Origin of the sequence: Arthrobacter oryzae, assembly GCF_031454875.1 — a bacterium.
Lineage (GTDB): Bacteria > Actinomycetota > Actinomycetes > Actinomycetales > Micrococcaceae > Arthrobacter > Arthrobacter oryzae_D.
Genome location: NZ_JAVDRQ010000014.1, coordinates 91,460 through 116,253 on the forward strand (window position 1 = coordinate 91,460; position 24,794 = coordinate 116,253).

The following is a 24,794-nucleotide window of genomic DNA, read 5'->3' on the forward strand; positions in this document are numbered from 1 at the left end:
ACGGGCTCCCTCCTGACCGGCCACGGCACGGGTGAAGATTCTGTGCCGGCGAACTGTTGGGACATTGTCGCCGGTATCCTTGGTAGATGGGTGACATCGCGCATTCAACAATTACCTTTGATTCTCTTTTCGCCCGGGATTTCAGGGAGATGGCCATTCCGTGGCGGGCGGCAGAGGTTCCGGATCCGCAACTTCTGGTACTTAATGAGACCCTCGCCGGTGAGCTAGGCCTCGATCCGGCCTTTCTCCGCAGCCCTGCTGGTCTGCATCTGCTGACTGGCAACGCCGTACCTGGGGAGGCTACTCCGGTGGCCCAGGCCTACGCCGGTCACCAGTTTGGCTGGTACGCGCCACGACTGGGTGACGGGCGCGCACTGCTGCTTGGCGAGATCGGGCACGCTGACGGGCAGCTCCGCGACATCCACCTCAAGGGATCAGGACCGACGCCGTTCGCGCGCAATGGCGACGGCCAGGCCGTGATCGGTCCGATGCTGCGCGAATACCTTGTCAGTGAGGCGATGCACGCCTTGAACATCCCCACCACCCGATCCCTTGCCGTCGTAGCGACGGGGCGCCAGGTCCAGCGCGAGACTCTCCTGCCGGGCGCCGTTCTGACACGCGTTGCCAGCAGCCACCTGCGGGTAGGCAGCTTCCAGTACGCCCGGTCCACAGGCGATCTCGGTCTTCTTCGCCGTCTTGCCGATTACGCCATCACCCGTCACCATCAGGCCGCTGCGGAGGTCGGGAACCCTTACCTGGCGTTGCTCCAGGCCGTCGTATCTGCCCAGGCTTCGCTGGTGGCCCAGTGGATGCTCGTGGGGTTCGTTCACGGGGTCATGAACACTGACAACATGACGATCTCCGGCGAAACCATTGACTACGGTCCGTGTGCCTTCATGGACGGCTTCGACCCCGGCGTCGTCTTCAGTTCGATCGACGAGACCGGTCGCTACTCCTACCGCAGTCAGCCAGTGGTGGCCGAATGGAACCTTGCCCGGCTCGCCGAGTCCCTCCTGCCTCTGCTCCACGAGGACCAGGATCAGGCGGTGGAACTGGCGGTGGAAGCACTTGCTGGTTTCCGCCAGCAGTACAGCGCCGCATGGTTCGCGGGCATGAAAGCCAAGCTGGGGTTCCGTGAAGGGCTCGGCGATGACGTGACCTCACCTCTCGTCGACGAACTCGTTGCCCTGATTCAGGAATCAAAGGCGGATTACACATCATTTTTCCGGAACCTCGGCAAAGCCGCCCGCGGCCAGTCTGGACCTGCGCGGGGCCAAGTTCTGGACCTAAGTGCCTTCGACGACTGGGCAGTGCGCTGGTACGCCTTGGCACCCGATGCTGACGCCATGGACCGGGTCAATCCCGTCTACATCCCGCGGAACCATCTGGTGGAAGAAACCCTCGACGCCGCCACCGCCGGGAATCTTGGTCCGCTGGAACGGTTCCTGGCTGCAGTTTCCTCACCCTTCGACGAACGCCCCGGTTTCTCCAGCTACGCCGATGCAGCCCCGGAAGGCTTCGGCACGTACCGGACCTTCTGCGGCACGTAAAGGCATTGTCGGGGTCCTGCATCAGTTCCTGCAGGTCTTGGATTTCAGACAGGCGCTGCACGTCCTTTTGTCTTTGGCCAGGACTCGCGCTTGTCATCGATGAGGCCGGAGGCGGCGATCTCCCGGATGGTGTAGATCCCGCGGGCGGCGGCTTCGGTGGTGGTGTACCTTTCCGAGACAGCCAGCACGTTCCCGGCATCGTCTACCAGTGTGACCCGGTATCCGGCCTCTGTGTCGTTGATGAGTTCAAAGTGACCGGTCATGGGCCCACAGTCCCTTCTTCTCGGGGGATTGGGGTGTGAGCGGCTGCTCTGCCTGTCTTTTCGCAGGCTCGGAAGGGCTGTCTATTTGTTCTCGTCGCTGGAGTTCGGCTGTCACAAGGTCCAGCAGTTCCCGGGCAGACTGAGACAGTGCTGGTTGCGGTCCGCCTCTGCTCGAGGCGTTTAGCAGGACGTGGCGGATGCGTCGAAGTTCGCGTGAGGGCACAAGGGGCAACCGGCCAAAGTGGTGTCGTGCTGCGCCAAGCGCGTATTCCGCTGAGGGGAGATCGGTAGCTGATCCGGGAGATGGGATGGGCCGATTGGGGGAGGAAGCCATGCCTTAGCCTTCCTAAAAGGGGTGGAAGCCGGCTGCATGACTAAACCCAGCATATCCACTGTTAGATAGCTCACACCAAATATGAAGCGGCTAGAGTCGGGGAAACCCGTCTTCAAAAGGCGGGCAGCGCTATCCGCAGAAACCCTTCCACATGACAATCATCACTTCAGATCTGCGGCGTCAGGCCTGGCCAACCAGACCGGCAGAGAGCCGCCACCGGCTTACGAAGGGCGCTGGCGCCCGCTCGCCCGTTCTTCAGCGTCGATTACTCCTTGCCAGATGCTAAGCATGCTGATTGAATCATGCATATCGGCGTCATTACGGCGCAGATGGTCCTTTTGGAAGGAAGTGCATCATGGGATTTCTCGGATTTCTCCTGCTCGGCCTGATCGCGGGTGCCATCGCCAAGGCCATACTTCCAGGCAGACAGGGCGGCGGCTGGCTGGTCACCCTGGTGCTGGGCGTCGTGGGTGCGATTCTGGGTGGATGGATCGGCTCACTGATCTTCGGCGGCGGCCTCGGTGACTTCTTTGACCTCAGGACCTGGCTGCTGTCGATTCTTGGCGCAGTGATCGTTCTGGGAATCTTCGGGGCAGTGACCCGCAGGAGCCGCGCCTGACCCCGGCAAGTCGCCGCCTTGAGGACAGACTCAGGACCGCATTAGCCGGTCCTGAGTCTGTTCATTTCCATTAATAACTTCAGGCTAACCCTGATACAGGGAAACCATCCAGAAGAAGTCGGCGGGGGAGACGCTCACCGCCAAGAAGATGTCGGTAGATGCCACTGGGGGTCGGTCAGCTCCGCCGGCCGCGGGGACGTGTCGCAACCCCTGGACCTGCCTCTCCGTCAGCAACAAATCGCGGCCATGCGTTCTCAGAGATCGTCTTCGGGTCGGGCGGTGAGGATCCGATTGGCCCTGACCTGAAGGATGCCGAGCGACTCCTGGATTAGGGGCGATGCGATGCTGCCGCTGCGCACCGCAGCGACAATGCGGCGCGCGGGCTTCCCCTTGCCGGTAATGCGCAGTCGAACCACGTTTTCGGCACTACGGAGGGGCGCCAGTCGCGGCAGCAGGCCCACGCCCAGCCCCGCACCAACGAAGGCGATCTGGGTTTCCCATTCAACGGCCTCATGGGCAATCCGGGGCGTCACCCCGACTGCCGTGAACGCCGCGGTGAATAGGGAATGGTAGGTGGAGCCGGCGGCCTCGGTGATCCAGGGTTCCGACGCCAACTCTTCGAGCGTCACCGTTTCCCGCGATGCCAACGGATGGTCGGAGGGAATGATCACGTCCAGGGGATCGTCGAGCAGAACGGTCTGCTCGAAGCGCGGATCGTCCTCAACATAGGTGTCGGACTGCATGGCGACGATGACCGCGAGGTCGATTCGCTCGGCAACCAGCAAGTCGAAGCAACGGTCCGGGTTGGCCTCGAGTACTTGCACCTCCAGCAGGGGGCGTGTTGAGCGCAGGGTAGCGGCCAGCGGCGCGAGCAGCTGGGCGGCCGCTGTCGAGAATCCGCCGAGGCCAAAATGGGACTGCACCTGGTCGCCGGCCTTCATGGCTGCGGCGCGCAGGCTCTCCCATTCGGCAATGAGGGTGTCCGAGCCCGCCACGAGAAAGCGGCCCGTGGCGGTCAGCCGCACACCCCGGCCGTCCTTCGTCAGCAGCTGCATTCCAAGCACGCGCTGGAGCTCCCGCAACTGCGCGGAGACGGCGGAGGGAGAATAGCCTGTCAGCTCCGCGGTTGCGCCGATGGTCCCGCACCGGGCAAACACCCGAAGTGTGATGAGCCTTGGATCGATCATGCACCTATTATGCAGGGTTATCATCTAAATCTTGCGCTTTTGTTGCAGTTCAATCGTCCCTAATCTCATGACTACAAGGATTTCGACAACGGCGGTTGCACCACGCACCGGTGGTCGTCACGAAACGTACTACTTACCCAGGCCTCCCGGGAGGAAACACATGTCTGCTCCAGTCTTGCCCCTCAACTCACGCGGAAAACTCGCGTCATCTTTGCCTGCAGCGCAGCTGGCGGAGATCAGCGAGCTGTTCGAGTTCCGGCGCAAGGGATATTCCCTCGACGCGCCCTTCTACACCGATGCCACGATTTTTAAGATCGACATGGAAGCGATTTTTGGCAAGCACTGGATTTTTGCCGCCAGCATCGCCGAACTCCCGGAGCCGGGCGACTACGTCACCGTCGACTATGGGCCCTACTCCCTGATCGTGCTGCGCAATGACGACGGCGGCGTGAACGTCCTGCACAACGTCTGCCGCCACCGCGGCGCCCGCGTCCTGACTGAGCCCGCCGGGTCAACAGGAAACCTGGTCTGCGGCTACCACTCTTGGACATACTCCCCGGAGGGCAATCTGATCCACGCCTCGGCACCGGGGGAGACGAAGTTCGACAAGGGCTGCTTCGGCCTTAAGCGCGCCCACAGCCGCGTTGTGGCCGGACTCATCTTCGTCTGCATTGCGGACGAACCGCCGACGGATTTTGACGAAACCGCTAAGATCTTCGAGCCTTACCTCGCGCCCCACGATCTGTCGAAGACGAAAATCGCCTACCAGCAGAACATCGTCGAGGAGGGCAACTGGAAGCTCGTCATGGAGAACAACCGTGAGTGCTACCACTGCGACGGCCACCCGGAACTCGCCTGTTCCCTCTTTCCCACCTGGGGCCTGACGGAGGGCCTCATCCCGGCCCACCTTGAGGAAGTGTGGGACCGCAACAAGGAAGCACAGTCATCGCTCGAGGAGCGTTGCCGCCGCTATGGCCTTCCCTATGAGGTGGTGGAAGAACTCGACACGCGCATCGCAGGAATCCGCATCTCCAGGGAATCGCTCGACGGCGACGGCGAATCGTTCTCGCCCGATGGGCACAGGCTCTCCAAGAAGCTGCTCGGCGACTTGCGGGACTTCCGCCTTGGCCGCTGCTCGATGCACCTGCAGCCCAACAGCTGGTTCCACTTCCAGAGCGACCACGTCATCACGTTCGGCGTTTTCCCCATCAACGAACACCAGTCCCTGGTGCGCACCACCTGGCTGGTAGCTGACGACGCCGAGGAAGGCGTCGACTACGACCTGGAGAAACTCACCTACACCTGGAAGCAGACCAATCTGCAGGACAAGGCGTTCGTGGAGTTGTGCCAGACGGGCGCCGGCAGCCCCGCCTACGAGCCCGGCCCTTACATGAAGAGCGAGTACCAGGTGGAGGCGTTCATCAACTGGTACGTGCAGCGCGTGCAGGAGCACCTGGCATGACTGAAGTCCTTACCGAGACGGCCATCCAGGAACCACAGCGCATTCGCGGTCTGGAGATGCCGTGGAACAGGGTGATGGGCACCACCGAGGGACCCGCCGGCGCCGCCCGCGCATTGGGCCCCTGGCATCCGCAGGAGTTCATGGCCGAATGTGTCGAGACCGTTCCCGAGGCTGGCGGCATGATGACCTTCGTGTTCCGCCGCTGCGACGGTGCGCCCCTGGCGTTCCGTGCGGGCCAGTACGTGAACGTCGCCTTTCCCGTGAACGGCGAGGACCAGGATCCGGTGGACCGCAGCTACTCACTGTCCAGTTCGCCCACGCAGCCGTGGACCTTCAACATCACAGTCAAACGCGACACCGCTGGAATTGTCTCACCGTGGGTGCACGAGAACGTCAAACCCGGCACCGTCCTCGAAATGCTCGGACCGGTCGGGGCATTCCACCTTCCCGATGCCGACCGCCGGGCACGCTACCTCTTGCTGGCCGCCGGCGCAGGCATCACCCCCATCATGTCGATGCTGCGGACCATCCACTCCCTGCCCGGAACGGCCGATGTCGTGGTGCTCTACCACGGAGCGGAGGCCGGAGGATTTGCCTTCCACCAGGAGCTTGCCTACATCGCCTCCGTGGACTCGCGAGTCAAGGTCTTCTACGCCCTGGGCGACCGCAGCAAACCCGAAGGATGGGAATGGCTCAGCGGAAGGCTGACGGCGGCCATGCTCGACGAGGTTGCCCCCGATGCCAACGGCCGCCAGGTCTATGCCTGCGGCCCCGAAGGTTACCTGAACACCGCCACCGAGCTCCTGGGGAAGATCGGCGTCGACGACACCTCCATCAACATGGAATTCTTCACGGGAGACCGCCAGACGATCCTTGAATACCAGGCGGAGCTCGCATTTGCAGTGGACATTGCGGAGGAAATCGCCGAGGAAATCGCTGATTCGGCCGAGGACTACTACGAAAGCCAGCCGACAGCGTTCGGGCTCTACGAGCCCGGTTACGACGCCGGGGGAACCCTAAAGGCCACGGGGCTGCCGCTGGAAACCGTCGACCCGGACGCGCCCAAGTCCGAAGCCCCTAACGGCGGTTCGGATGCGGGAGCGGAGGTCTCAACTCCCGATGCTTCGAGCTTCGAGACAGTGGGAACGGGAAGCCTCACCCTGTCCTTCATGCGCACGGGCATCAATGTCCGCGTGGACCCCACCGAGCACATCCTGGGCCCGGCCCAGCGTGCTGGCGTCAGGATCGGCGCCAACTGCAAGGAAGGCATGTGCGGCTCCTGCAAGGTGGTCAAGCTGTCCGGGGAGGTGGAGATGAATCACCAGGGCGGGATCCGGGCACGGGAAATCGATGCAGGCAAGTTCCTGCCCTGCTGCTCCACCGCGCGGACCGATATGGTGATCGATGCCTAGCCGCTTCCAGGTGCTCTGGCCGAAAGACTTCTGAACACTCTTCGGGCTGCAGGAGGGTCTGCCCCGGGAGACTGCGGCGATTGGCGGTAGACAACCTGAACGATGGGTGCCACCATGGCCGGATACTGGCGGCGTCCGTACCAGGACACGGGCAGGAGCCGAGGGCGGAGGAATCAGATGTCGGGGCCGGATTTTGAGCTGATGGTGGAGCAGTACCATCGGGCGCTTGACGCGGTCGTCAGGGGAGACCCCGCTTTGATGAAGGGGTTATTTTCCAGAAGGCCTGACGTCTCGCTCGCCAATCCGATCGGTCCGCCAGTGCAGGGCTGGGGCGAAGTCGAGAAGACGATGGAACGCGCGGTTGCCCAGCTCAGTGAGGGTGAGCCCAACCGTTTTGAGCGGATTTCCGGGCATGTCGGGACCGACTTGGCCTTCATCGTGGAGGTGGAGCGAACGCGCATGAAGGTCGGTGGGTCCGATGAGGTGTTCTCGGTGTCACTTAGGGTGACAACCATATTCCGGCTGGAGGACGGAGTATGGAAAGTTCTCCACCGGCATGCAGATCCGATAACGTCCCCCCGGCCGATCCAGTCCATCGTCCAGATGTGACTGGCCAAAGCCACGGGGCCTCCTCGCGACGGTAGGCTGAATCAATGACGTTGGGGGACGCAGAGCAGTCACTGCACTGGATTATCGACACCGTGCGGGGCGGGCCATGAGCCCTTTACTGGTTGTACCCGTTATCGCCGTGGTCCTCTGGTTGGTGCACGCCAGCTTGGGCACCGGTGGCCACAGAGCCTACTGCTTCACCCGCTGGATTCTGTTCGGCGGGCTGGCAGCGGCGGCCGCGGTGTTCTTTTCGCTCGCGGTCGCAGCGAGCAGGTCTGTCCCAACAGCCTGGAAGGACGACTCCTCAGCCGGGGTCTTTGAAGGTGTACTCGCACTCCAGACCCTGCTGGTGCTGCCGGCCCTCGCACTTTTGGCGGTCATCCATGTCGCGGTGACCATGACGATCCGTGATGCTCAAGCCAGGGCCGAGGTCCGGCGCCCGACCCAGCTCAGCAACCCATGAGACGCCGCGAGATCTGGGGCGCAGCCCTTGTGACTGTTGCTGCCCTGGCCGCCTGGGCAGACCACGCCATCGATGCGGCGTATTGGGCCGCTGCACGGGAAGACCTGCTGCTCTACGCCGGCATCCCTGGCGACTCCATCGCCTCCTGGTTCCGGATCATTGCGCTCTTGTCCGCCGCCGTCGGCCTGTTTCTCATGCTCCCCGCGCTGATTTCCCGCGTTCCCGGCAGAATTCCACGGCGCATCATTGGGTGGACCACGGCGGTGGCAGCGGTAACGGCGGTGCCGTATTTGGGCATCATCTTAGTCTTCGCGTATTTGGGCGCCTTCGGCATAGGGGACACCGTCAAAGTCGTAGCCGCGAACGGACAGTCCGTGCTCATCACCCAAGACGGTTTCGACGGCGACAGCGTCAGCATCTACACCGAGCACGATGAGCTCCACTACAGGCGACTCCGCGGTGCAACCGAAATTTCCGGTTGGCCGCGGGTGAAAGACCAGGACTGCCTGTTGGACGCGTCCGGCGCGGATCTAGTGCTGACCTGCGGGGCCATCACATTGGTTGTTTGAACGTGTCACCTATGGAGCTGAACTGGACGTAGCCGATCGCCAGGCCGAAGGGGATTTAGCCCGGCGCCGGTGGGACTTTGACGTCGATCTATTGCGGCCTGCCTTAGTGGTGGTTCGCTTTGACCAATTCGCTGGTGAGGATGCTGGTCGGGACGAACCGCCGGATACCGGTCTGGTGGGCCGCTTCGGCGAGGCCGGTGAAGGCCCGCTTCTTCGGGTTCCCATTGTTGCAGGGGCCGGAACCCGGTTCGAGTCCCACCTCGGACACGGCATATCCCTCGTCAGATAACAGGACTGGCGGAGAAACCGCCGGCCCTGCCCAAATGCACAACCACCCGTCATCAGCTATTAGCAGTCACGGACGCACCCTGCACGGGGGTCGATGCAGGGCTAGGAGCGCAGGTAGAACGTGGCCGCCGGCCGCTCGTCTTTGCCCACCTTTGCCAGCGCCAGGGCACCCTGCCGGAGGACTAGGTAGGAGCCCGGGACGTCGACCGACTCGAAGGAGGCGCCGGCGGCGTCCGACAGGCCGCCCCGCCGAAGGAAGGCCGAGGACGACCCCTCCGTGGTCGCGATGCTCACCGATGATCCCTGTACCCGGAGGTAGCGGCCCTTGGTCAGCACCGGTTCGATCACCACTGAGTTTTTCTTGGCGTAGCCGGGCGCGATGCGGAACTGGGATGACCCAAGTGCAGGGTTCCATGCCGCGGTGAGGGTGGCGCCGTCGTGCGCCAGGAAGGTGCCCCGACCTGAGGCGGACTCCAGGCGGACGGGCAGTTCGCCGTCGCCCACCGGTACGCCGAAGTTCGGCGTGCCGTCTGCATTCCAGTACAGCCGCTGCACCCGCGCGTGCCGGTTGGGGTCGTAAAGCGGGTCGCCAACGATAGTGCGGTAGGACCGGGCGTGGTACACCAGTACGTCGTTGCCGGCCTCGTCAACAGTGAACGAGTTGTGCCCGGGGCCGTACTGCTTCGAGCCTTCGGTGGTGACAAAGACGGGAGTCGGAGTCTTCGTCCACGACGCCGAATTGAGCAGGTCGGCGGTGGCATCGGCCGTCAGCAGGCCCATGCAGTAGTTGGCGTCCGTGGCGCTCGCGGAGAACGTGACAAAAATGCGGCCGTTCCGCTTGATCACCGCGGCGCCCTCGTTGACCTTGTAGCCCCGGGTCTCCCAATCCAGGGTCGGAACAGCAATACGTACCGGGGCGCTGGAGAGTGTGGACGGTGACGACATCGAAGCGATGTACAGGCTGGAGTTCACGCCGGTGTCGCTTTGGGCCCACAGCAGGTAGCGCGTGCCCTCGTGCTCGAACGTGGTGGCGTCCAGGGAGAAGGTGTCGGCATGCGTGTATACGCGGACCGGCGGTCCCCACACGGCGGTGGTCGGATCGGCGTCGTCAGTGGAAATCACGTAGATCCGCACCCGGAAGACATCGCTGCTGTCCCCGGCGGCGAAGTAGATGTGCCACTGGCCATCGAAGTGGTGCAGCTCGGGAGCCCAGATGTGGCCGCCCATGGTTCCGGAGGCGGGCCGTGTCCAGACCACCGCCTCAGAAGCACTGCCAAGCCCCGCAATGGTGGGGGAGGAGCGGACGATGATGCGGTTGTACTCGGGTACGGAACCGGTGAAGTAGTACCTGCCGTCCGTGTGCTTCATGAGCCACGGGTCCGCCCGCTGCGGAACCACCGGGTTGATCACCTGAGCAGGATCGGCGGCTGCCGCAGCGGCGGGCGCGGCCAGCACGGCCCCGCCTCCCGTACCCGCGACAGCGAGGACTGCGGCTGCGGCGGTTCCGGAGCCCAGGAAGGTCCGGCGGGAGAACTCGCGGTTGATGGAATCATTCATGCTGAAAAAGTCCTTTCGACGTGCGGGAGGGCGGAACGGGAGGCGCGGGACAGGTAAAGACTCAGCCGGCTTTCCGGGCGAAGAGCCGCTGGAGCAGGATAAAGACGAGGAGCAGGCCGCCGATGACGATCTTGGTCCACCAGGAGCTGAGTGTGCCGTCGTAGGCGATGAAGGTCTGGACTATCCCCAGCACGAGCACCCCGACGACGGATCCGAGCACATATCCGGTGCCGCCGGTCAGCAGGGTCCCGCCGATGACCACCGCAGCGATGGCGTCGAGCTCCATGCCCTGGGCAGCCAAGCTGTAGCCGGAGAGGCTGTAGAAAGAGAACAGGATGCCGGCAACAGCCGAGCAGAGGCCGCTAAGGGCGTAGACCAGGATCTTGGTGCTCTTCACCGGCAGGCCCATCAGCATGGCGGAGTGTTCGTTGCCGCCGATGGCGTAAACGGTCCGGCCGAAGCGGGTGTGGTGCAGGACGAAGACGGCAATGGCCACGATTCCGAGGGCCAGGAGGACGCCGGGCGAGACGAAGAGGTCGCCGGGCAGCGGGATCTGTGCCTGCGCCATACCGGTGAAGAACCCCTCGGTGACCGGGATGGAGTCGAGGCTGATGACGTAGCAGAGACCGCGGGCCAGGAACATGCCGGCCAGGGTCACGATGAAGGGCTGGATGTCGAAGTACTGGATGATCAGTCCCATCAGGAGCCCGAGCCCGCCGCCTATGAGCAGCACGAGGACGATGACGGCCCCTGCGTTCCAGCCCTGCTGCAGCAGCGTGGCGCTCACCATCATGGACAGTGCGACGACGGCCCCGACGGAAAGGTCGATGCCGCCGGTGAGGATCACGAAGGTCATGCCGACGGCCAGCACGATGAGGAAGGTGTTGTCGATGAAGAGGTTCAGGAAGACCTGGCCGGAGAGGAAGCTTGGGTACATCCCCGCCCCCACGGCGAACATGGCGAGGAACAGGCCCACCGTGGCCAGCGTCGGCGCGTAGCGGGCACCTCCGCGCAGGCGGCTGCGCGCCGGCGACGGCTGCTTGACGGTCAGGGGCGTGAGCGTGGACAGCGGAGACATTAGATGGCGACCTTTTCCTTTGCGGCGGGCTTGGGCGCTGCCTTGAAGCTGTTGAGCAGGTTCCGCGCCTTGGGTGCCTGCAGGAGGCAAACGGTGATGACGACGAGGGCCTTGAACACCAGGGTGACCTCCGGCGGGATGCCCAGGGTGTAGACGGTGGTGGTAAGGGTCTGGATGATGAAGGCCCCGACGACGGTTCCCACCAGGGTGTACCGCCCGCCTGCCAGCGAGGTGCCGCCGATGACGACGGCCAGGATGGCGTCCATCTCGATGTAGAGGCCGGCGTTGTTCGCGTCGGCTGCCGTGACGTTTGAGCTGATCATCAGGCCGGCGATCGCGGCGCACACGGCGCTGAAGACATACACGATCCAGATGATGTTCCGTGCGCGGACTCCGGCCAGGCGGCTGGCGACGGGGTTGATGCCGACGGCCTCGATCAGGGTTCCCAATGCGGTGCGCCGGGTGAGGACGGCGGCCAGGACGAAGACGGCCGCGGTGATGAGGATGGAGATCGGCAGGGTCAACAGGTATCCGGCGCCGATTGACTTGTAGTGGTCGTTGGACACGGAGATGATCTGGCCGCCGGTGATGAGCTGGGCGACGCCGCGGCCGGCTGTCATGAGGACCAGGGTGGCAATGATCGGCTGCACGCCGATAGTGGAGACCAGGAAGCCGTTCCAGACGCCAAGGGCGAGGCCTGCGACGACGGCGATGAGGACCGCCGTGGCGGCCGTCACCGGGGACCCGGGTTCGGGGGAGGCGGCGATGTAGGCGCACGAGGCGGCACCGGCGATCGCCACCACTGCTCCGACTGAGAGGTCGATGCCGCGGGTGGCGATGACCAGGGTCATGCCGAGGGCGATGAGGATAGTGGGTGCACCGTTGCGCATGATGTCGATCAGGCTGCCGTAGAGGTGCCCGTCCTGCATTCGAAGGCCCAGGAAGTCGGGGCGGAAGATCTGGTTCAGCAGCAGCAGCGCCGCGAGGGCTATCACCGGCCAGGCAAGGCGGTGTTTGAGGAGTGATTTCACTGGGCACCTCCGGCGATGACCGTCATGACGTCTTCCACGGAGACGCCGTCGTTGTTGATTTCCGCGACCATTGCCCTGTCCTTGATGACCGCGACGCGGTCGCTCACTCGCAGCACTTCCTCAAGTTCTGAGGAGATGAAGAGGATCGACATCCCGTCGGCGGCGAGTTTGTTGACGAGTTTCTGGATCTGGGTCTTGGCTCCGATGTCGATGCCGCGGGTGGGCTCGTCGAGGATCAGGAGTTCGGGGTGGGTCACCAGCCATCGGGCCAGGAGCACCTTTTGCTGGTTGCCGCCGCTGAGGTTGCGGATGAGCGCGTCGGGGTTGGCTGGCCGGATGTCGAGGGCTTGGATGTACTCGGCCACCAGCTCGTCCTGGACGCGGCGGGGGATGCGCCGCGCCCAGCCCTTGCTGGCCTGCATGGCCAGCACCAGGTTGTCACGCACGGTGAGGTCCCCGATGAGGCCTTCTTCCTTGCGGTCCTCGGAGCAGAATCCGATGTGCTTATCGATGGCCACGCGCGGCGAACGGATCTTCTGGCCCGAGCCCTTGACCTTGATGGAGCCTTCGTCGGCCTTGTCCGCTCCGAAAAGGAGCCGGGCGATCTCCGTCCGGCCGGCACCGAGCAGGCCGGCCAGGCCCACCACTTCACCCGGATAAATGGACAGGTCCACGTTGGACACCGACCCCTTTCGGCCGAGGCCCTGGGCCTCGATGAAGGGCGTGACGCCGGCGCCGCTGCCGGCGCGGGTCCGGGCGGGGGCCTGGTCCAGTTCGGCGAGGGCCTCCATGTCCTTGCCGATCATCTTGGAGATGAGGCTCATGCGGGAGAGGTCGCGGGTCAGGTACTCACCCACGAGTTTTCCGTTGCGCAGGACGGTCATGCGGTCGGAGATCTCGTAGACCTGCTCCAGGAAATGGGAAACGAACAGGACGGCGACGCCGCGGTCGCGGAGGTCCCTGATGACGCGGAACAGCTGGCTGACTTCGTCGGCGTCCAGGCTCGACGTCGGCTCGTCCAGGATGAGGACCTTGGCGTTGATTTCCACCGAACGGGCGATGGCGATCAGCTGCTGGACGGCGATGGAATGGGTGGACAGCAGGGATCCGGGATCGATGTGGTCCAACTGCAGTTCGGCCAGGACCTCCCGGGTCCGGGCCCGTACGCCCTTCCAGTCGATGGAACCCCGACGGCGGGGCTCGCGGCCCAGCAGGACGTTTTCCTCAACAGTGAGGTTGGGGCAGAGGTTGCCTTCCTGGTAGACGGTGCTGATGCCCGCTGCCTGGGATTCGCCCGGTGTCGAGAACCGCTTCGGTTCGCCGAGGACCGTGATGGCACCCGAATCGATGGTGTACACACCGGTCAGGGCCTTGATCAGCGTGGACTTCCCAGCTCCGTTCTCGCCCATCAGGGCGTGGACCTCACCTTGGAAGAGGCGGAAATCGACGCCGTCGAGCGCCTTCACCCCTGGGAATCCAATAGCTATGTCGGTCATCTCGACGACCGGAACGATTTCGTTCATCCTCGTGTCTTTTCTGTGATTGGTGTGCCGTGCGGCGGCGGTGATCCGCCGCCGCACGGACGTTCAGGGGCGCCGCGACTCAGTAGGGGCGGCTGGCGAGAACCTGCTTGGCCTGCTCCTGCGTGAAGGTCGTCTCCTCGGTGACGACGCGCTCGGGCACGCTCTCACCGGCAATGACCTTCTTCGCGAGATCCATGAGCTGGTCGCCGAGCATGGGGCTGCACTCAACGATGTAGTTGATCTTGCCGTTGCTCAGCGCTGTCATCCCGTCCTTGACGGCGTCGATGGTGATGATCTTGATGTCTTTGCCCGGAACCTTGCCGGCGGCTTCGATCGCTTCGATGGCGCCGAGTCCCTCGTCATCGTTGTGGGCGAACACGACGTCGATGTCAGCGTTGTTCTTGAGGAAGGCCTCCATGACCTGCTTGCCGCCGCTGCGGGTGAAGTCGCCGCTCTGCGAGGCGACGACCTTCAGCTTCGGGTCAGCCTTGATGGCTTCCGCGAAGCCTTCCTTCCGGTCGTTCGCAGGTGCGGAGCCGGTGGTGCCCTGGATTTCGACGATGTTGACGGTGTCGGTTGCCGACTTGGAGTCGTTGACCAGCCAGTCGCCGGCCTTCTTGCCCTCCTCCACGAAGTCGGAGCCGAGGAAGGTCTTGTAGAGCGTCTTGTCCGTGGAGTCCACCGCACGGTCTGTGAGGATCACCGGGATGTTGGCGTTTTTGGCTTCCTTCAGCACGGTGTCCCAGCCGGACTCCACGACGGGGGAGAACGCGATGACATCGACCTTCTGCTGGATGTAGGAGCGGATGGCCTTGATCTGGTTCTCCTGCTTCTGCTGGGCGTCGGAGAACTTCAGGTCGACTCCGGCCTTCTTCGCCGAATCCTGGACCGACTTGGTGTTGGCCGTCCGCCAACCGCTCTCGGCGCCAACCTGGGCGAAGCCCATGGTGATCTTGTCACCGCCGGAGTTGCCGGCAGCACTGCCGGCGCCAGCTGTTCCGCCGCACGCAGTGAGGGTAAGCATTGATGCGGCGGCCACCGCAAGCAGGGATTTTTTAAACACAACATCCTCCCGGAAGCATAGTTATATTGCAGGCGGGAGACTGCCAACACCGCCATTGCTGCAAGTGAGCTGATGCGCTCTGTGGAACATTGTGAACGCTAACAATTGCGTCGTCAAGTAGCCCCGGTCACAATTTCGAAGCATCCCTTGACGGACTGTTGAATTTTGAAAATGCTCTTTACAGGAAGCGAAAGATGTCGAATACTCAACTTCGGTCGGCAATTTGTTAGCGTTCACAATTCGCCTCCAAGCTTTCGCCAAGCCTGGTATCAGCAATGTCCTGGCGCCGGCAACCACTACGCAACAGCTGGCCGCAGCCTGCGCCGATTATCGGCGAACCGTTCAATGGAGAAAGGCCTCCCTTCCATGCCATCCAAACCATCAAGTCCCGTTAAGCGGACCTGCACCCTGGTGCTTGCCGGGTCCCTGGCGGCCGCTCTGCTGTCACTGACTCCGGCCATCGGCGCCAATGCCGAGTCTGCGCAGAACCGGACCATAAGCATCGACGCCGCCGGTTCCGGGCCTGCAATCGACTCGACAATGTACGGAGCCTTTTACGAGGACATCAACCAGGGCGCCGACGGCGGCATCTACGCGGAACTTGTCCAGAACCGGTCCTTTGAATTCAACTCCGGGGACAACCGCACTTACACTCCGATGACCGCCTGGGAAACCCTGAAGCGGGGCAGCGACGGAACAGTCGCCGTCGTCAATGACAACAACCGGCTGAACGAGAACAACCGGAACTACCTGCAGATCGAAGCCACCAGCGCGGGCGCGGGAACCGGTGCCGGAGTGGGCGTTCGCAACAGCGGCTGGAACGCCGGGCAAAAGCTCGAGGCGCACAAAAAGTACAATTACTCAGTGTGGGCGCGCACGTCCAATCCCGCCGGGTCAACCCTCGCCGTGACGCTGGAGACCCCGGAAGGTACCCGGTTGGACATCGCCACGGTCAAGATCAAGGGTGACAGCTGGGCCAAATACGAGGTGACCCTGTCGCCCAAGACCTCCACGGACGCCGGTCGGCTCGCCACCCTTGTCCAGGGCACCGGCACCGTCCGGCTCGACATGGTTTCGCTGTTCCCCAAAGACACCTGGAACGGCAGGGAAAACGGGCTCCGCAAGGACCTCGCCGAGAAGATCAACGGCCTGCACCCCGGATTCCTGCGCTTCCCCGGCGGCTGCATCGTCAACACCGGAAGCTATGACACCTACTCGGCCCCTAACTACACGCGGGCCCGCACCTACCAGTGGAAGGAAACCATCGGGCCGGTGGAGCAGCGCCCTGCGAACCGGAACTTCTGGGGCTACAACCAGACCTACGGACTGGGCTACATGGAGTACTTCCAGTGGGCAGAGGACATGGGAGCCGCACCCGTTCCTGTGGTCCCTGTGGGCGTGACCGGCTGCGGCGATACCGAGCAGGCCCCGGACCAGGCCACGCTTGACCGGTACATCCAGGACACCCTGGACCTGATCGAATTCGCCAACGGTGATGCCAGCACCGAATGGGGCGCCAAGCGCATCGCCTACGGCCACCCCGAACCCTACAACCTGGACCGCATCGGCCTGGGCAACGAGGAGTACAAGCCGGAGTTCAAGCAGTACTTCACGCAGTTCTACAACGCCGTCCGCAAGGCCCACCCCGAGATCCAGATCATTGGAAACACCGGCCCGTTCAGCCAGGGTCCCGAATTCGACGATCTCTCCAAGTTCAACGCCGAGACGGGTGTGGACCTCGTGGACGAGCACTACTACAACGAACCGTCCTGGTTCCTGAACAACAACCACCGCTACGACTCCTACGACCGCAACAGCTACAAGGTCTTCCTCGGCGAGTACGCGTCCCGCGGGAACAAGCCGGAGAACGCCCTGGCCGAAGCCTCCTACATGACGGGGCTCGAGCGGAATGCGGACGTGGTCAAGATGGCCTCGTACGCGCCGCTGATCGCGAACGAAGCGAACACGCAGTGGAGCCCGGACATGATGTTCTTCAACGGAACTTCCGTGCGCACCACACCCAACTACGAGGTCCAGAAGCTGTTCATGAACAATGTCGGCAACCAGGTGGTGCCGAGTACGCAGGACAACCCGGCATCCACCGTGGTGCCGATTTCCGGCAAGATCGGCCTGTCCACCTGGGCCACCTCCGCCCGTTATGACGACGTCAGGGTCACCGGCCAGGACGGCGCGACCCTTTTCAGCGACGACTTCTCCGGAACCGCCGCGGCGTGGACCGGCAACGGCACCGGATCCTGGTCCATCCAGGACGGCGGCTACGTCCAGTCCAGCACCACCGCCCAGAACACGTTGGTGACCGCCGGGAGCGCCGACTGGAGCAACTACACGCTCAGCACCAAGGCAACCAAGCTGGCCGGTTCCGAAGGCTTCCTCGTCTCCTTCGGCGTCAAGGACACCGGAAACTACTTCTGGTGGAACCTGGGCGGCTGGAACAACTCCAAGTCCGTCGTCGAAAAGGCCGTCAACGGCGGCAAGACGAATGTCATCGAGAAGAACACGGTGATCCAGACCGGACATGAATACGATATCCGGATCGAGGTCACCGGGCGCACGGCCAAGCTCTACCTGGACGGAGTCCTGTGGGGCACGGTGGACGACACGCAGGCCGATCCCGTCTACTCCGTCGTCACCAAGGACGCCAAGTCCGGCGACACCATCGTGAAGGTGGTCAACACCTCCGCGGACAAGACGCCGGTGGACATCAAGGTGGCAGGCGCAGCCAACATCAGCACTACGGCTGCGGTCACTACCCTGACCCAGACTGCCGACGGGCAAAACCTGGCCCCGGCGGCGAGCACCTTCAACGGAGCCGGGGCGGCATTCACCTATGAGTTCGAGTCCAAGTCGGTGACCTTCATCCGGCTCGCCGCAGCCCGCAAGTAGGCGGCACACCAAAGCCAACGCTTGGACCGGGAAGGCCCGGCTGGATTGCACAGCCGGGCCTTCCCCCTTACCCGGAACATTCCCCCAGCGGCTTCCGGGCCGCCCGAACGAAAGCGTCTCAATGTTTCCAACACCCTCAAGGGCCCGCACGGGCCCAGCACTTGGTGCAGCCGCACTGGCCGCTTCGGCAGCCTTGGCGCTCGGCGGTCTGGTCGCTGCGGCGCCGGCCCACTCCGCCATCCACGATGGCCTGGTCCTCAAGTACAACCTGACGGAAGCCGCCGGGACCGTGGCGGAGGACAGCTCCGGCAACGGACGCAACGGTGTGATCAGCGGTGACGCCACCGCGCTGGGCAGCGAAGGGCTTCAGCTCGGCGGCACAAACGCCCACGTCCGGCTCCCAAACGACGTCATGCGCGGGCTCGACTCCATCACCGTCTCCACCGACGTGAAGATCGCGGCCGACCAGGGCGCCCCTTACTTCATCTGGGGGATGGGCAACACCGCCAACGGCACCGGCAACGGCTACCTGTTCACCACCGGCAACGCGTACCGGACCTCCATCGCGAGCGGCAACTGGTCCACCGAGCAGACCCTCAGTGCCAACCGGGACCTGGTGCGCAGCGCGTGGAAGACCATCACCTACACCCTCAGCGGCGGAACCGCCGTCCTCTACGAGGACGGCACCGAAGTTGCCCGCAAGACCGGCGTCACCATCACGCCGGGAAGCATTGGGGGAGGAACGACGACGGCGAACTACCTCGGGCGGTCGGTCTACAGCAGTGACAAGTACCTCAAGGGGCAGGTCCGGGATTTCCGCATCTACAACCGAGCCCTCTCGGCAGCCGAGGTTCGCGAGCTCGGCTACGTTTCCCCGGAACAGCGGGTGGCCCTCGACCTGCAGGACCTGTCGCTGGGAGACACTTCTGCAGTGACTGCCAACCTGAAGCTGCCCGCCACCGGCCCGAACGGCTCGGCTTACACCTGGTCCTCGTCGGATCCGGCCACGGTCTCAGCCCAGGGCGAGGTCACCCGCCCGGCTAACGGCACCGGAGACAGGACCGTGACGCTGACCGCCACGGCCACCTCAGGTGAGGCGTCGGCGTCGAAAACGTTCACCGTCACGGTGCGGGAAGATATCAGCGACGACCAGAAGGTCACCGAGGCCGCAGCGGCGCTGAACGTATGGGATGCCGACGCGATCAGGGGTAGCATCACCCTTCCCACGGCGGGGCTGCACGGAACCAAGGTTGAATGGACGTCGAGCGACGAGTCCGTGGTCACTGCCAGCGGCGAGGTCACGCGGCCGGCCTACGGCAGCGAGGAGGCGAGGCTCAACCTGCACGCCACTGTTTCCCTTGGCAAGACCAAGGACAGGAAGAAGTTCCGGGTGACGGTGCTGCCGCTGCCCAAAGCCGAGGCCAAGGAAGGCTACGCCTTCGCCTACTTCACCGGCAACGATCTCGCGGGCGAGAACATCTACATGGCCGCAAGTCGCGGAAACGACGCACTCAAGTGGGACGAGCTGAACGGCGGAAAGCCCGTCCTCACGTCCGGACTCGGCACCAAAGGCCTCCGCGATCCGTTCATCATCCGCTCCCCGGAAGGCGACAAGTTCTACATGATCGCCACGGACCTCTCCATCGGCAGCGGCACCAGCTGGGACTCCTCCCAGCGCCAGGGGAGCCAGTACATCGAGGTCTGGGAGTCGACCGACCTGGTCAACTGGTCCGGGCAGCGGCACGTGAAGGTCGCGCCGGACACCGCGGGGAACACCTGGGCTCCGGAAGGACACTACGACGAGAAGATCGGCGCCTATGTTGTGTACTGGGCCTCCAAGCTCTACGCCGACAACGACCCCAACCACACCGGCGGCACGTACAACAAGATGATGTACTCCACCACCCGGGACTTCCGGACCTTCACCGAGGCCAAGGTGTGGAATGACCCGGGTAACTCGGTCATTGACTCCACCGTCATCAAGGAGGGCGACACGTTCTATCGGTTCACCAAGGATGAGGGCCGTGTCTCCGGCTGCCTGGACATCATGCAGGAAAAGTCCCAGGACCTGCTGGCCGTTGACCTGCCCGGCACGAACCCCCGCAATTGGTCGCTGATGGGCAACTGCATCGGCAAGAACGCCGGAACGGGCGGCGTGGAAGGGCCCACCGTCTTCAAATCGAACACCGAGGAGAAGTACTACCTGTTCGTCGATGAATTCGGCGGCCGCGGCTACATCCCGCTGGAAAGCACCAGCCTGGAAAACCCCGACTGGAAGCTGTCCACCAACTACGAGCTGCCCCGCGCACCGCGCCACGGCACGGTCCTGCCCGTTACCAGGACTGAGCTGGAGCGCCTGCACAGCCAGCTCGGTTAAGGCTCCGGCCAGGGGGTGTGGACATTGTCCACACCCCCTGGCACGGGGCAGGGGGAAAAGTGATCCTCGGTAACGCCAACGGTGCCAGCGAGGAGAACCGCAACGTCGCCCGCATGGCATGGCTGCTCGCCGCCTTCCCGGACACCGTCTCCGGGATCACCGTCAACCGGCTCTGCGCCTCCGGCCTGAGCGCCATCATCATGGATGAGGTTCACCTCTATGCGCTGGCCCCGGCCACTCTCGCTGCGCTCATGGAGCGCGGAAAGCACGGCGATGGCGGCGCGGAGTCCGGTTATGACACCGAAGACCGCCACGCCGGAGCGATACGCGGGGGTTTGCGGACCTCCGGTAAGGCTCATGAGCCCGGACATTGCCTGGACCAACAGGTCGTAGCCGGGCAGGGCAGCTCCTCCGGCAGAGCCGAATCCCGTGATTGATGCGTCTGGCCCGGGGCCAGGACGCAGCCTCGCCGGCATGAGACAGCAGCCAGCACCGAGACAAGGGGTGGCTCGGGGACTCGAAGGCATCGACCTCACCCTCCGATAACTCCGGGACAAGCGCACCGGCGAGCAACGACTCGCCCGGTATGGCCCAACCGACCTCAGCGTTCCTGCCATCCGCACTTGAAGTACTGAGCCGCCGCCCGTATGGATTTCCTTTACCCGGGCCCGCCGCCCGCATTGCTACAGTGAGCCCATGAGCATGGCTGGAGGGGAACAAGACCCGCCGGACGCCCAGGCAGGCGCCTTGGCGGGCGCGAAGGGAGGGGCCTTGCCGGGCGGCCCAGTCGGCGTCGGTCCGGCGGCTGTTGCGCCAGCTGCAAATAGGACGGTCCGGAATCCTGCTTCCCGGCCCTCTGTCCCGCCGACTGTCCCGCTGCCTCCGCGGCTGCCCGCCTGGCTGGTCCGGAATCCGCTGCATGCGGGCTGGGCGTGGACGGGTTTCTGGGCGTTGCTGATCATCGCTGACGAATTCGTGGACCTGGCCGGCTGGACCTGGTACGTGCTTGTGGGGATGGCCGCCCTGCCCACACTGGCGTGCACTGTGGCCGTGCTCCATGCGACCCCGCGCCGGTACCTCAAGCCACAGAAGGAATCGGTGCTCGCGCACTTCTTTGTCCGGTTCCTCGCGCTGACGGCTGCGTTTATGGTGTGGGGCCTCTCCGTGGTGGCCAGCGCTTCGATTTCCACAACGGTACAGGCACTGGCCGGAAGCTCGGAGCGTGCCGTGACGTCATTGGGGTTCAACCTGCTCCTGGCAGCGGTCCCGCTGGTTGTCTCGGTGTTGTGGATGGCGCTTATTGTGCGCTGTGCGTGGTTCCTGCGCGGTCTCCGCGGCTGGCGCCAGATCCCGCAGAATTCGCGGCTGCCCAAGAGCTTCCTGCGGCATTCGCCCCAACTCCGGCGCGTTGTGGTGGGTCTCGCCCACCCCGGCCTGCTTCTGGTGGCCGGGCTTGGCACATCGGTTCTGGCACTCTTCCTCGGTGCCGTGGAACTCACGCTCAATGTGATGGCCTGAAGACCGGCACCTTCCGGCAGAAAGAGGCCGCAACCCAGGCTGGTCCAGACGCCTAGTGATGGCGAGTGCTATTCACCGCTGTGCCCATCTTCCGATCCACTCCGTAAGCGACGGCCGCACCACCGGCGTAGGCCAACAAATCCGCGGTGCCGAACGTGGTTCCAAGGACCAGCCGAAGGGGTGGCCAGGCTTCTCCGAGTTCGGCAGGAAGGCCAGTGAGTTGGAACAGCTCGATCACCACGCAGATCGTAACGGCTGCGGCTGCAATCAGTGCCTTGGATTTCGACGGAATCAGGATGGCCACGAGAACGTAGACCAGAACCGCGTACAGGCCATCACCGGCAGGGCCGGTCCAGGCCGCATCGCTGAGTGTGCGAATGCTCAACCCCAACACAACGCTCATCAGCCCGGCGACGCACAGCAAGACCCGTCTGACTCTTGAACGCCCCGGTTCGACGGAACCGGCACCGCCACGTTTCCCAGAAAAGTTCACCGTCCCGGGCCCCCATTGTCGAAGCTGCACATTTCCCTCCCCGAGGGGGACTCCCTAGAATCTCCGCCTTCAGCCTAGCTCAGTGGTCTGCTGCGGTAGGCGAGCCGGCCGATGACGGGAAAGCTGCACTGAATCATGCCTCGACGACCTCCGGCCCGGCGACGTAGGCTTGGCGCCGTCGCCGGTTGCAGACGCCCTTGGGATCCACGGGCGCACGAGGCCGGCAGCAACTCTTGCCTGACGACAATTGAAGGAGGCTCGAACATGATGTTCACGAAGAAGGGTGATGCGGCCGTTCTCAGCAAACTCAGCGAAGCACCCGCACAGTACCGGGAGATTGGAGAACGCCTGCATCGCATCATCCGGGAGAGCGCGCCCTCATTAGAGCCGATCGTCCGCTGGGGACTCCCGTTCTATGTGAAGGACGGCAAGGACATCTGCTACATCAAACCGGATAAGGACTTCATCGCGTTCGGCTTTGGCGAAGTTGTGAACCCCGCACGCGAGGAGGGCGCCCACATGCACCCGGTCGCGTGGACAATCACCTCGCTGGACGCTGCGACGGAGGCCAAGATCCGCGCGCTCGTCGAGAAAGCGGTTGGCTGACACGGTCCGTGCCACGCTGTGGGCAATGTTCGAAACTTCTCATGACGCCGGTTCGATCAGCTCGTGGCCGTTGTTCCGGACGCTGTTCACGCGGTCGCTGACGATCCGTGGGGTGAGAACCGGTTCCGGGATGGTATTCAGCAACTGCTCTATCGCGTCTTTGTCGGTGTTGGCCGGGTCCAGCCAAGAGGCGTACACGTCCGGCGGGATGATGACCGGCGCCCTGTCATGGACATGGCCGAAAGAGTCGTGGGCAGTCGTGGTGAGGACCGTACAGCTGAGCAGCCAGCGGCCCGGGTCATCCTCGGGGAGCGACGGGTCCGGCCAGAATTCGTAGAGACCGGCGAACGCGAGCAGTTCCTCCTTCTCCGAGTAGAGATAATTCGGGATCTTCTTTCCGTCCGGGGTCTTCTCCCATTCGTAGTACCCCTCTGCGGGGATCAGGGCCCGACGCTTCACGGCGGCTTTGCGGAAGGCCGGCTTTTCCAGGATGGATTCGCTGCGGGCGTTGATCAACCGTGAACCGATCTTGAGGTCTTTGGCCCAGGACGGGACCAGGCCCCACCGGGCGATGAGCAGGCGCCGGTCAATAACGCCCTCGTCCAGCCGCTCGGCAACGATCGGAACGTCCTGTGTTGGAGCCACGTTCCAGCTAGGAGGAGGCGGGCTGCCTTCGACCTCCTTGGCATCAAAAGCGGAGAGAAGGTCGCCGGTAGCTTTCGACATCACGTATCTGCCGCACATACGCCCATTCTGCCCCACGAACACCGGTCAAGGGCTGTCTATGCGGGTGCAAGTGCCTGGACGGAGGTTCGTTCGATGGTGGGACAGTAGATTTTAGCGGCTTCCTGCAACGGTGCTTCGTCAAGGCCCAGCAGTATCCGCACTCCTGCTGCGCCTAATTCGTAGTGCGGGAGGGACACCGTGGAAAGCGGGGGGCGGAGGTGGGCGGCGATGACTTCCTGGTTGTCGAATCCCACCACTGCCATGTCGGCAGGGATGGACAGGCCTTGCTCGCGCAGCCCGTCGTACAGTCCCATCGCCATTCGGTCGTTGTAGCAGTACACGGCCGTGGCGCCGAGTCTGAGGAGGTCTTCAGTGGCCCCATATCCGCCTTCCTGGTCGGGGTAGGCTTCCAGGACCAGGTCCTCGTCGAACGGAATACCCGCCCCTTCCAGCGCTTCCCGGTAGCCCTGGAGCCGTCCGTCCCTGGCAGGGGCCGGGATGGTGGCGTTGATGAAGGCGATCCGGCGGTGCCCGTGACGTAGCAGGATCTCGGTCGCTGAGTGTCCGCCTTGTGCCTCATCGGGGACGACGGCCCGTGCGCCGGGTTCCGTCGAGAAGCAGTTGACGAGGACGAAGTCCGCTTCACGGAGGGAGGCGGGAATGTCCGTAGCGCGGTGGAACCAGGTCGAGTAGAGGATGCCGCGCACTTTGTATTCGAGCATCATGGCAATCGCGTCCGTCTCCAGTTCGCTATTGCCCTCGGTGTTGGCGATCAGAAGGGCGTATCCGTGTTTCCAGGCCTCATCCTGGGCGCCGTGGATGATCTGGCCGGCGAAGGGGGTGGTGGCTATGGCGTCGGCGACCAGTCCGATGAACCGGGAACTGCCGCTGACCAAAGTTTGCGCCATGGCATTGGGCCGGTAGCCCAGGTTCCGGATCGCGTCCCGCACCCGCTTGCGGGTCTCGTCGGAGATCCGGGCGGCCTTTTTGTTGTTTACGACCAGGGAGACGGTGGCGGTAGAGACGCCGGCTGCTTCCGCGACTTCACGCAGGGTGACTGGCTGGGGACGCGGGGGTTTTTTTCGGGGTGTGCCCGCACCCGATGGCGTGCCCGAACTTTTCTCCTGTGAAATCATCTGCCCTCCTTCAGGAGTATATCCGT

22 protein-coding genes and 2 pseudogenes are annotated in these 24,794 nt (G+C 63.8%); 12 read left to right on the top strand and 12 right to left on the bottom strand.

Translation table 11 applies throughout. The features are described 5' to 3' along the window. The first annotated feature begins 86 nt into the window (after positions 1–86). The gene (locus J2805_RS21200) at positions 87–1,550 is read left to right on the top strand and encodes a protein adenylyltransferase SelO (protein ID WP_309979826.1); all 1,464 of its coding nucleotides are present in this window, start codon (positions 87–89) and stop codon (positions 1,548–1,550) included. A gap of 44 nt (positions 1,551–1,594) precedes the next feature. On the opposite strand, the gene J2805_RS21205 is transcribed toward J2805_RS21200, so the two are convergent. Beyond that, positions 1,595–1,813 carry a YegP family protein gene (locus J2805_RS21205; protein WP_309979827.1) on the bottom strand — a complete coding sequence of 73 codons (219 nt, stop codon included), beginning with the start codon at positions 1,811–1,813 and terminating at the stop codon, positions 1,595–1,597. Between the two features lie 689 nt (positions 1,814–2,502). Here J2805_RS21205 and J2805_RS21210 point away from each other — a divergent pair. Further along, the gene (locus J2805_RS21210; RefSeq protein WP_309979828.1) at positions 2,503–2,766 is read left to right on the top strand and encodes a GlsB/YeaQ/YmgE family stress response membrane protein; all 264 of its coding nucleotides are present in this window, start codon (positions 2,503–2,505) and stop codon (positions 2,764–2,766) included. Positions 2,767–3,020: 254 nt separating this feature from the next. On the opposite strand, the gene J2805_RS21215 is transcribed toward J2805_RS21210, so the two are convergent. Then, on the bottom strand, positions 3,021–3,953 hold the full coding sequence (locus J2805_RS21215) for a LysR family transcriptional regulator (protein ID WP_309979830.1): 933 nt from the start codon (positions 3,951–3,953) through the stop codon (positions 3,021–3,023). 160 nt (positions 3,954–4,113) lie between these two features. On the opposite strand from J2805_RS21215, the gene J2805_RS21220 reads away from it, so the two are divergent. The 5 genes from J2805_RS21220 (at position 4,114) to J2805_RS21240 (ending at position 8,468) form a co-directional block, all read left to right on the top strand. After that, entirely contained in the window at positions 4,114–5,415 is a 1,302-nt protein-coding gene (locus J2805_RS21220) for an aromatic ring-hydroxylating oxygenase subunit alpha (protein ID WP_309979832.1), read from the top strand. Then, entirely contained in the window at positions 5,412–6,827 is a 1,416-nt protein-coding gene (locus tag J2805_RS21225) for a ferredoxin reductase (protein ID WP_309979834.1), read from the top strand. Before J2805_RS21220 ends, J2805_RS21225 begins: the two co-directional genes overlap by 4 nt. A gap of 201 nt (positions 6,828–7,028) precedes the next feature. Next, positions 7,029–7,436 (top strand): YybH family protein, encoded by a 408-nt coding sequence (locus J2805_RS21230; protein ID WP_309979836.1) that lies wholly within the window; start codon positions 7,029–7,031, stop codon positions 7,434–7,436. Between the two features lie 106 nt (positions 7,437–7,542). After that, entirely contained in the window at positions 7,543–7,899 is a 357-nt protein-coding gene (locus J2805_RS21235; RefSeq protein ID WP_309979839.1) for a hypothetical protein, read from the top strand. Further along, positions 7,896–8,468 (top strand): hypothetical protein, encoded by a 573-nt coding sequence (locus J2805_RS21240; protein ID WP_309979840.1) that lies wholly within the window; start codon positions 7,896–7,898, stop codon positions 8,466–8,468. The genes J2805_RS21235 and J2805_RS21240 overlap by 4 nt, the downstream gene beginning before the upstream one ends. Before the next feature lie 103 nt (positions 8,469–8,571). On the opposite strand, the gene J2805_RS21245 is transcribed toward J2805_RS21240, so the two are convergent. The 6 genes from J2805_RS21245 to J2805_RS21270 all read right to left on the bottom strand — a co-directional run bounded on the left by J2805_RS21245 (position 8,572) and on the right by J2805_RS21270 (position 15,008). Continuing rightward, a complete protein-coding gene (locus J2805_RS21245) occupies positions 8,572–8,736 on the bottom strand; it encodes a hypothetical protein (protein ID WP_309979842.1) in 165 nt (54 codons plus the stop codon). A 122-nt stretch (positions 8,737–8,858) separates the two neighbouring features. Continuing rightward, positions 8,859–10,313, bottom strand: coding sequence for a family 43 glycosylhydrolase (locus J2805_RS21250; protein ID WP_309979843.1), 1,455 nt, complete (start codon positions 10,311–10,313; stop codon positions 8,859–8,861). A gap of 61 nt (positions 10,314–10,374) precedes the next feature. Next, positions 10,375–11,391 carry a galactofuranose ABC transporter, permease protein YjfF gene (yjfF, locus tag J2805_RS21255; RefSeq protein WP_309979845.1) on the bottom strand — a complete coding sequence of 339 codons (1,017 nt, stop codon included), beginning with the start codon at positions 11,389–11,391 and terminating at the stop codon, positions 10,375–10,377. Then, complete coding sequence (locus J2805_RS21260) at positions 11,391–12,422, bottom strand: ABC transporter permease (RefSeq protein WP_309979847.1); 1,032 nt, start codon at positions 12,420–12,422, stop codon at positions 11,391–11,393. The genes yjfF and J2805_RS21260 overlap by 1 nt, the downstream gene beginning before the upstream one ends. Beyond that, positions 12,419–13,945, bottom strand: coding sequence for a sugar ABC transporter ATP-binding protein (locus J2805_RS21265; protein ID WP_309979849.1), 1,527 nt, complete (start codon positions 13,943–13,945; stop codon positions 12,419–12,421). The genes J2805_RS21260 and J2805_RS21265 overlap by 4 nt, the downstream gene beginning before the upstream one ends. Positions 13,946–14,024: 79 nt before the next feature. Further along, complete coding sequence (locus tag J2805_RS21270) at positions 14,025–15,008, bottom strand: ABC transporter substrate-binding protein (RefSeq protein WP_309979850.1); 984 nt, start codon at positions 15,006–15,008, stop codon at positions 14,025–14,027. A gap of 366 nt (positions 15,009–15,374) precedes the next feature. Between J2805_RS21270 and J2805_RS21275 the strand changes: the two genes are divergently transcribed. From J2805_RS21275 to J2805_RS21285, 3 genes and pseudogenes are all read left to right on the top strand, one after another. Beyond that, a complete protein-coding gene (locus J2805_RS21275) occupies positions 15,375–17,912 on the top strand; it encodes an alpha-L-arabinofuranosidase C-terminal domain-containing protein (RefSeq protein ID WP_309979852.1) in 2,538 nt (845 codons plus the stop codon). Positions 17,913–18,033: 121 nt separating this feature from the next. Continuing rightward, positions 18,034–20,289: an immunoglobulin-like domain-containing protein gene (locus J2805_RS21280; RefSeq protein ID WP_309979855.1), complete on the top strand. Its 2,256-nt coding sequence runs from the start codon at positions 18,034–18,036 to the stop codon at positions 20,287–20,289. A 56-nt stretch (positions 20,290–20,345) separates the two neighbouring features. Further along, a pseudogene (locus J2805_RS21285) lies at positions 20,346–20,486 on the top strand (thiolase family protein); the annotation flags it as partial. 63 nt (positions 20,487–20,549) lie between these two features. Here the strand turns inward: J2805_RS21285 and J2805_RS21290 are convergent. Then, positions 20,550–20,906, bottom strand: a pseudogene (locus tag J2805_RS21290) (CoA transferase); the annotation flags it as partial. A 79-nt stretch (positions 20,907–20,985) separates the two neighbouring features. On the opposite strand from J2805_RS21290, the gene J2805_RS21295 reads away from it, so the two are divergent. Next, entirely contained in the window at positions 20,986–21,807 is an 822-nt protein-coding gene (locus tag J2805_RS21295; RefSeq protein ID WP_309979857.1) for a hypothetical protein, read from the top strand. Between the two features lie 52 nt (positions 21,808–21,859). On the opposite strand, the gene J2805_RS21300 is transcribed toward J2805_RS21295, so the two are convergent. After that, positions 21,860–22,192: a ribosomal maturation YjgA family protein gene (locus J2805_RS21300; RefSeq protein ID WP_309979859.1), complete on the bottom strand. Its 333-nt coding sequence runs from the start codon at positions 22,190–22,192 to the stop codon at positions 21,860–21,862. Between the two features lie 372 nt (positions 22,193–22,564). On the opposite strand from J2805_RS21300, the gene J2805_RS21305 reads away from it, so the two are divergent. Continuing rightward, positions 22,565–22,906, top strand: coding sequence for a DUF1801 domain-containing protein (locus J2805_RS21305; protein WP_309979861.1), 342 nt, complete (start codon positions 22,565–22,567; stop codon positions 22,904–22,906). Positions 22,907–22,945: 39 nt separating this feature from the next. Here J2805_RS21305 and J2805_RS21310 read toward each other — a convergent pair whose 3' ends face one another. Together J2805_RS21310 and J2805_RS21315 are read right to left on the bottom strand one after the other, a co-directional pair. Beyond that, the gene (locus J2805_RS21310; RefSeq protein ID WP_309979863.1) at positions 22,946–23,650 is read right to left on the bottom strand and encodes an SOS response-associated peptidase; all 705 of its coding nucleotides are present in this window, start codon (positions 23,648–23,650) and stop codon (positions 22,946–22,948) included. A gap of 38 nt (positions 23,651–23,688) precedes the next feature. Further along, complete coding sequence (locus tag J2805_RS21315; RefSeq protein WP_309979864.1) at positions 23,689–24,768, bottom strand: LacI family DNA-binding transcriptional regulator; 1,080 nt, start codon at positions 24,766–24,768, stop codon at positions 23,689–23,691. Positions 24,769–24,794: the final 26 nt, after the last annotated feature.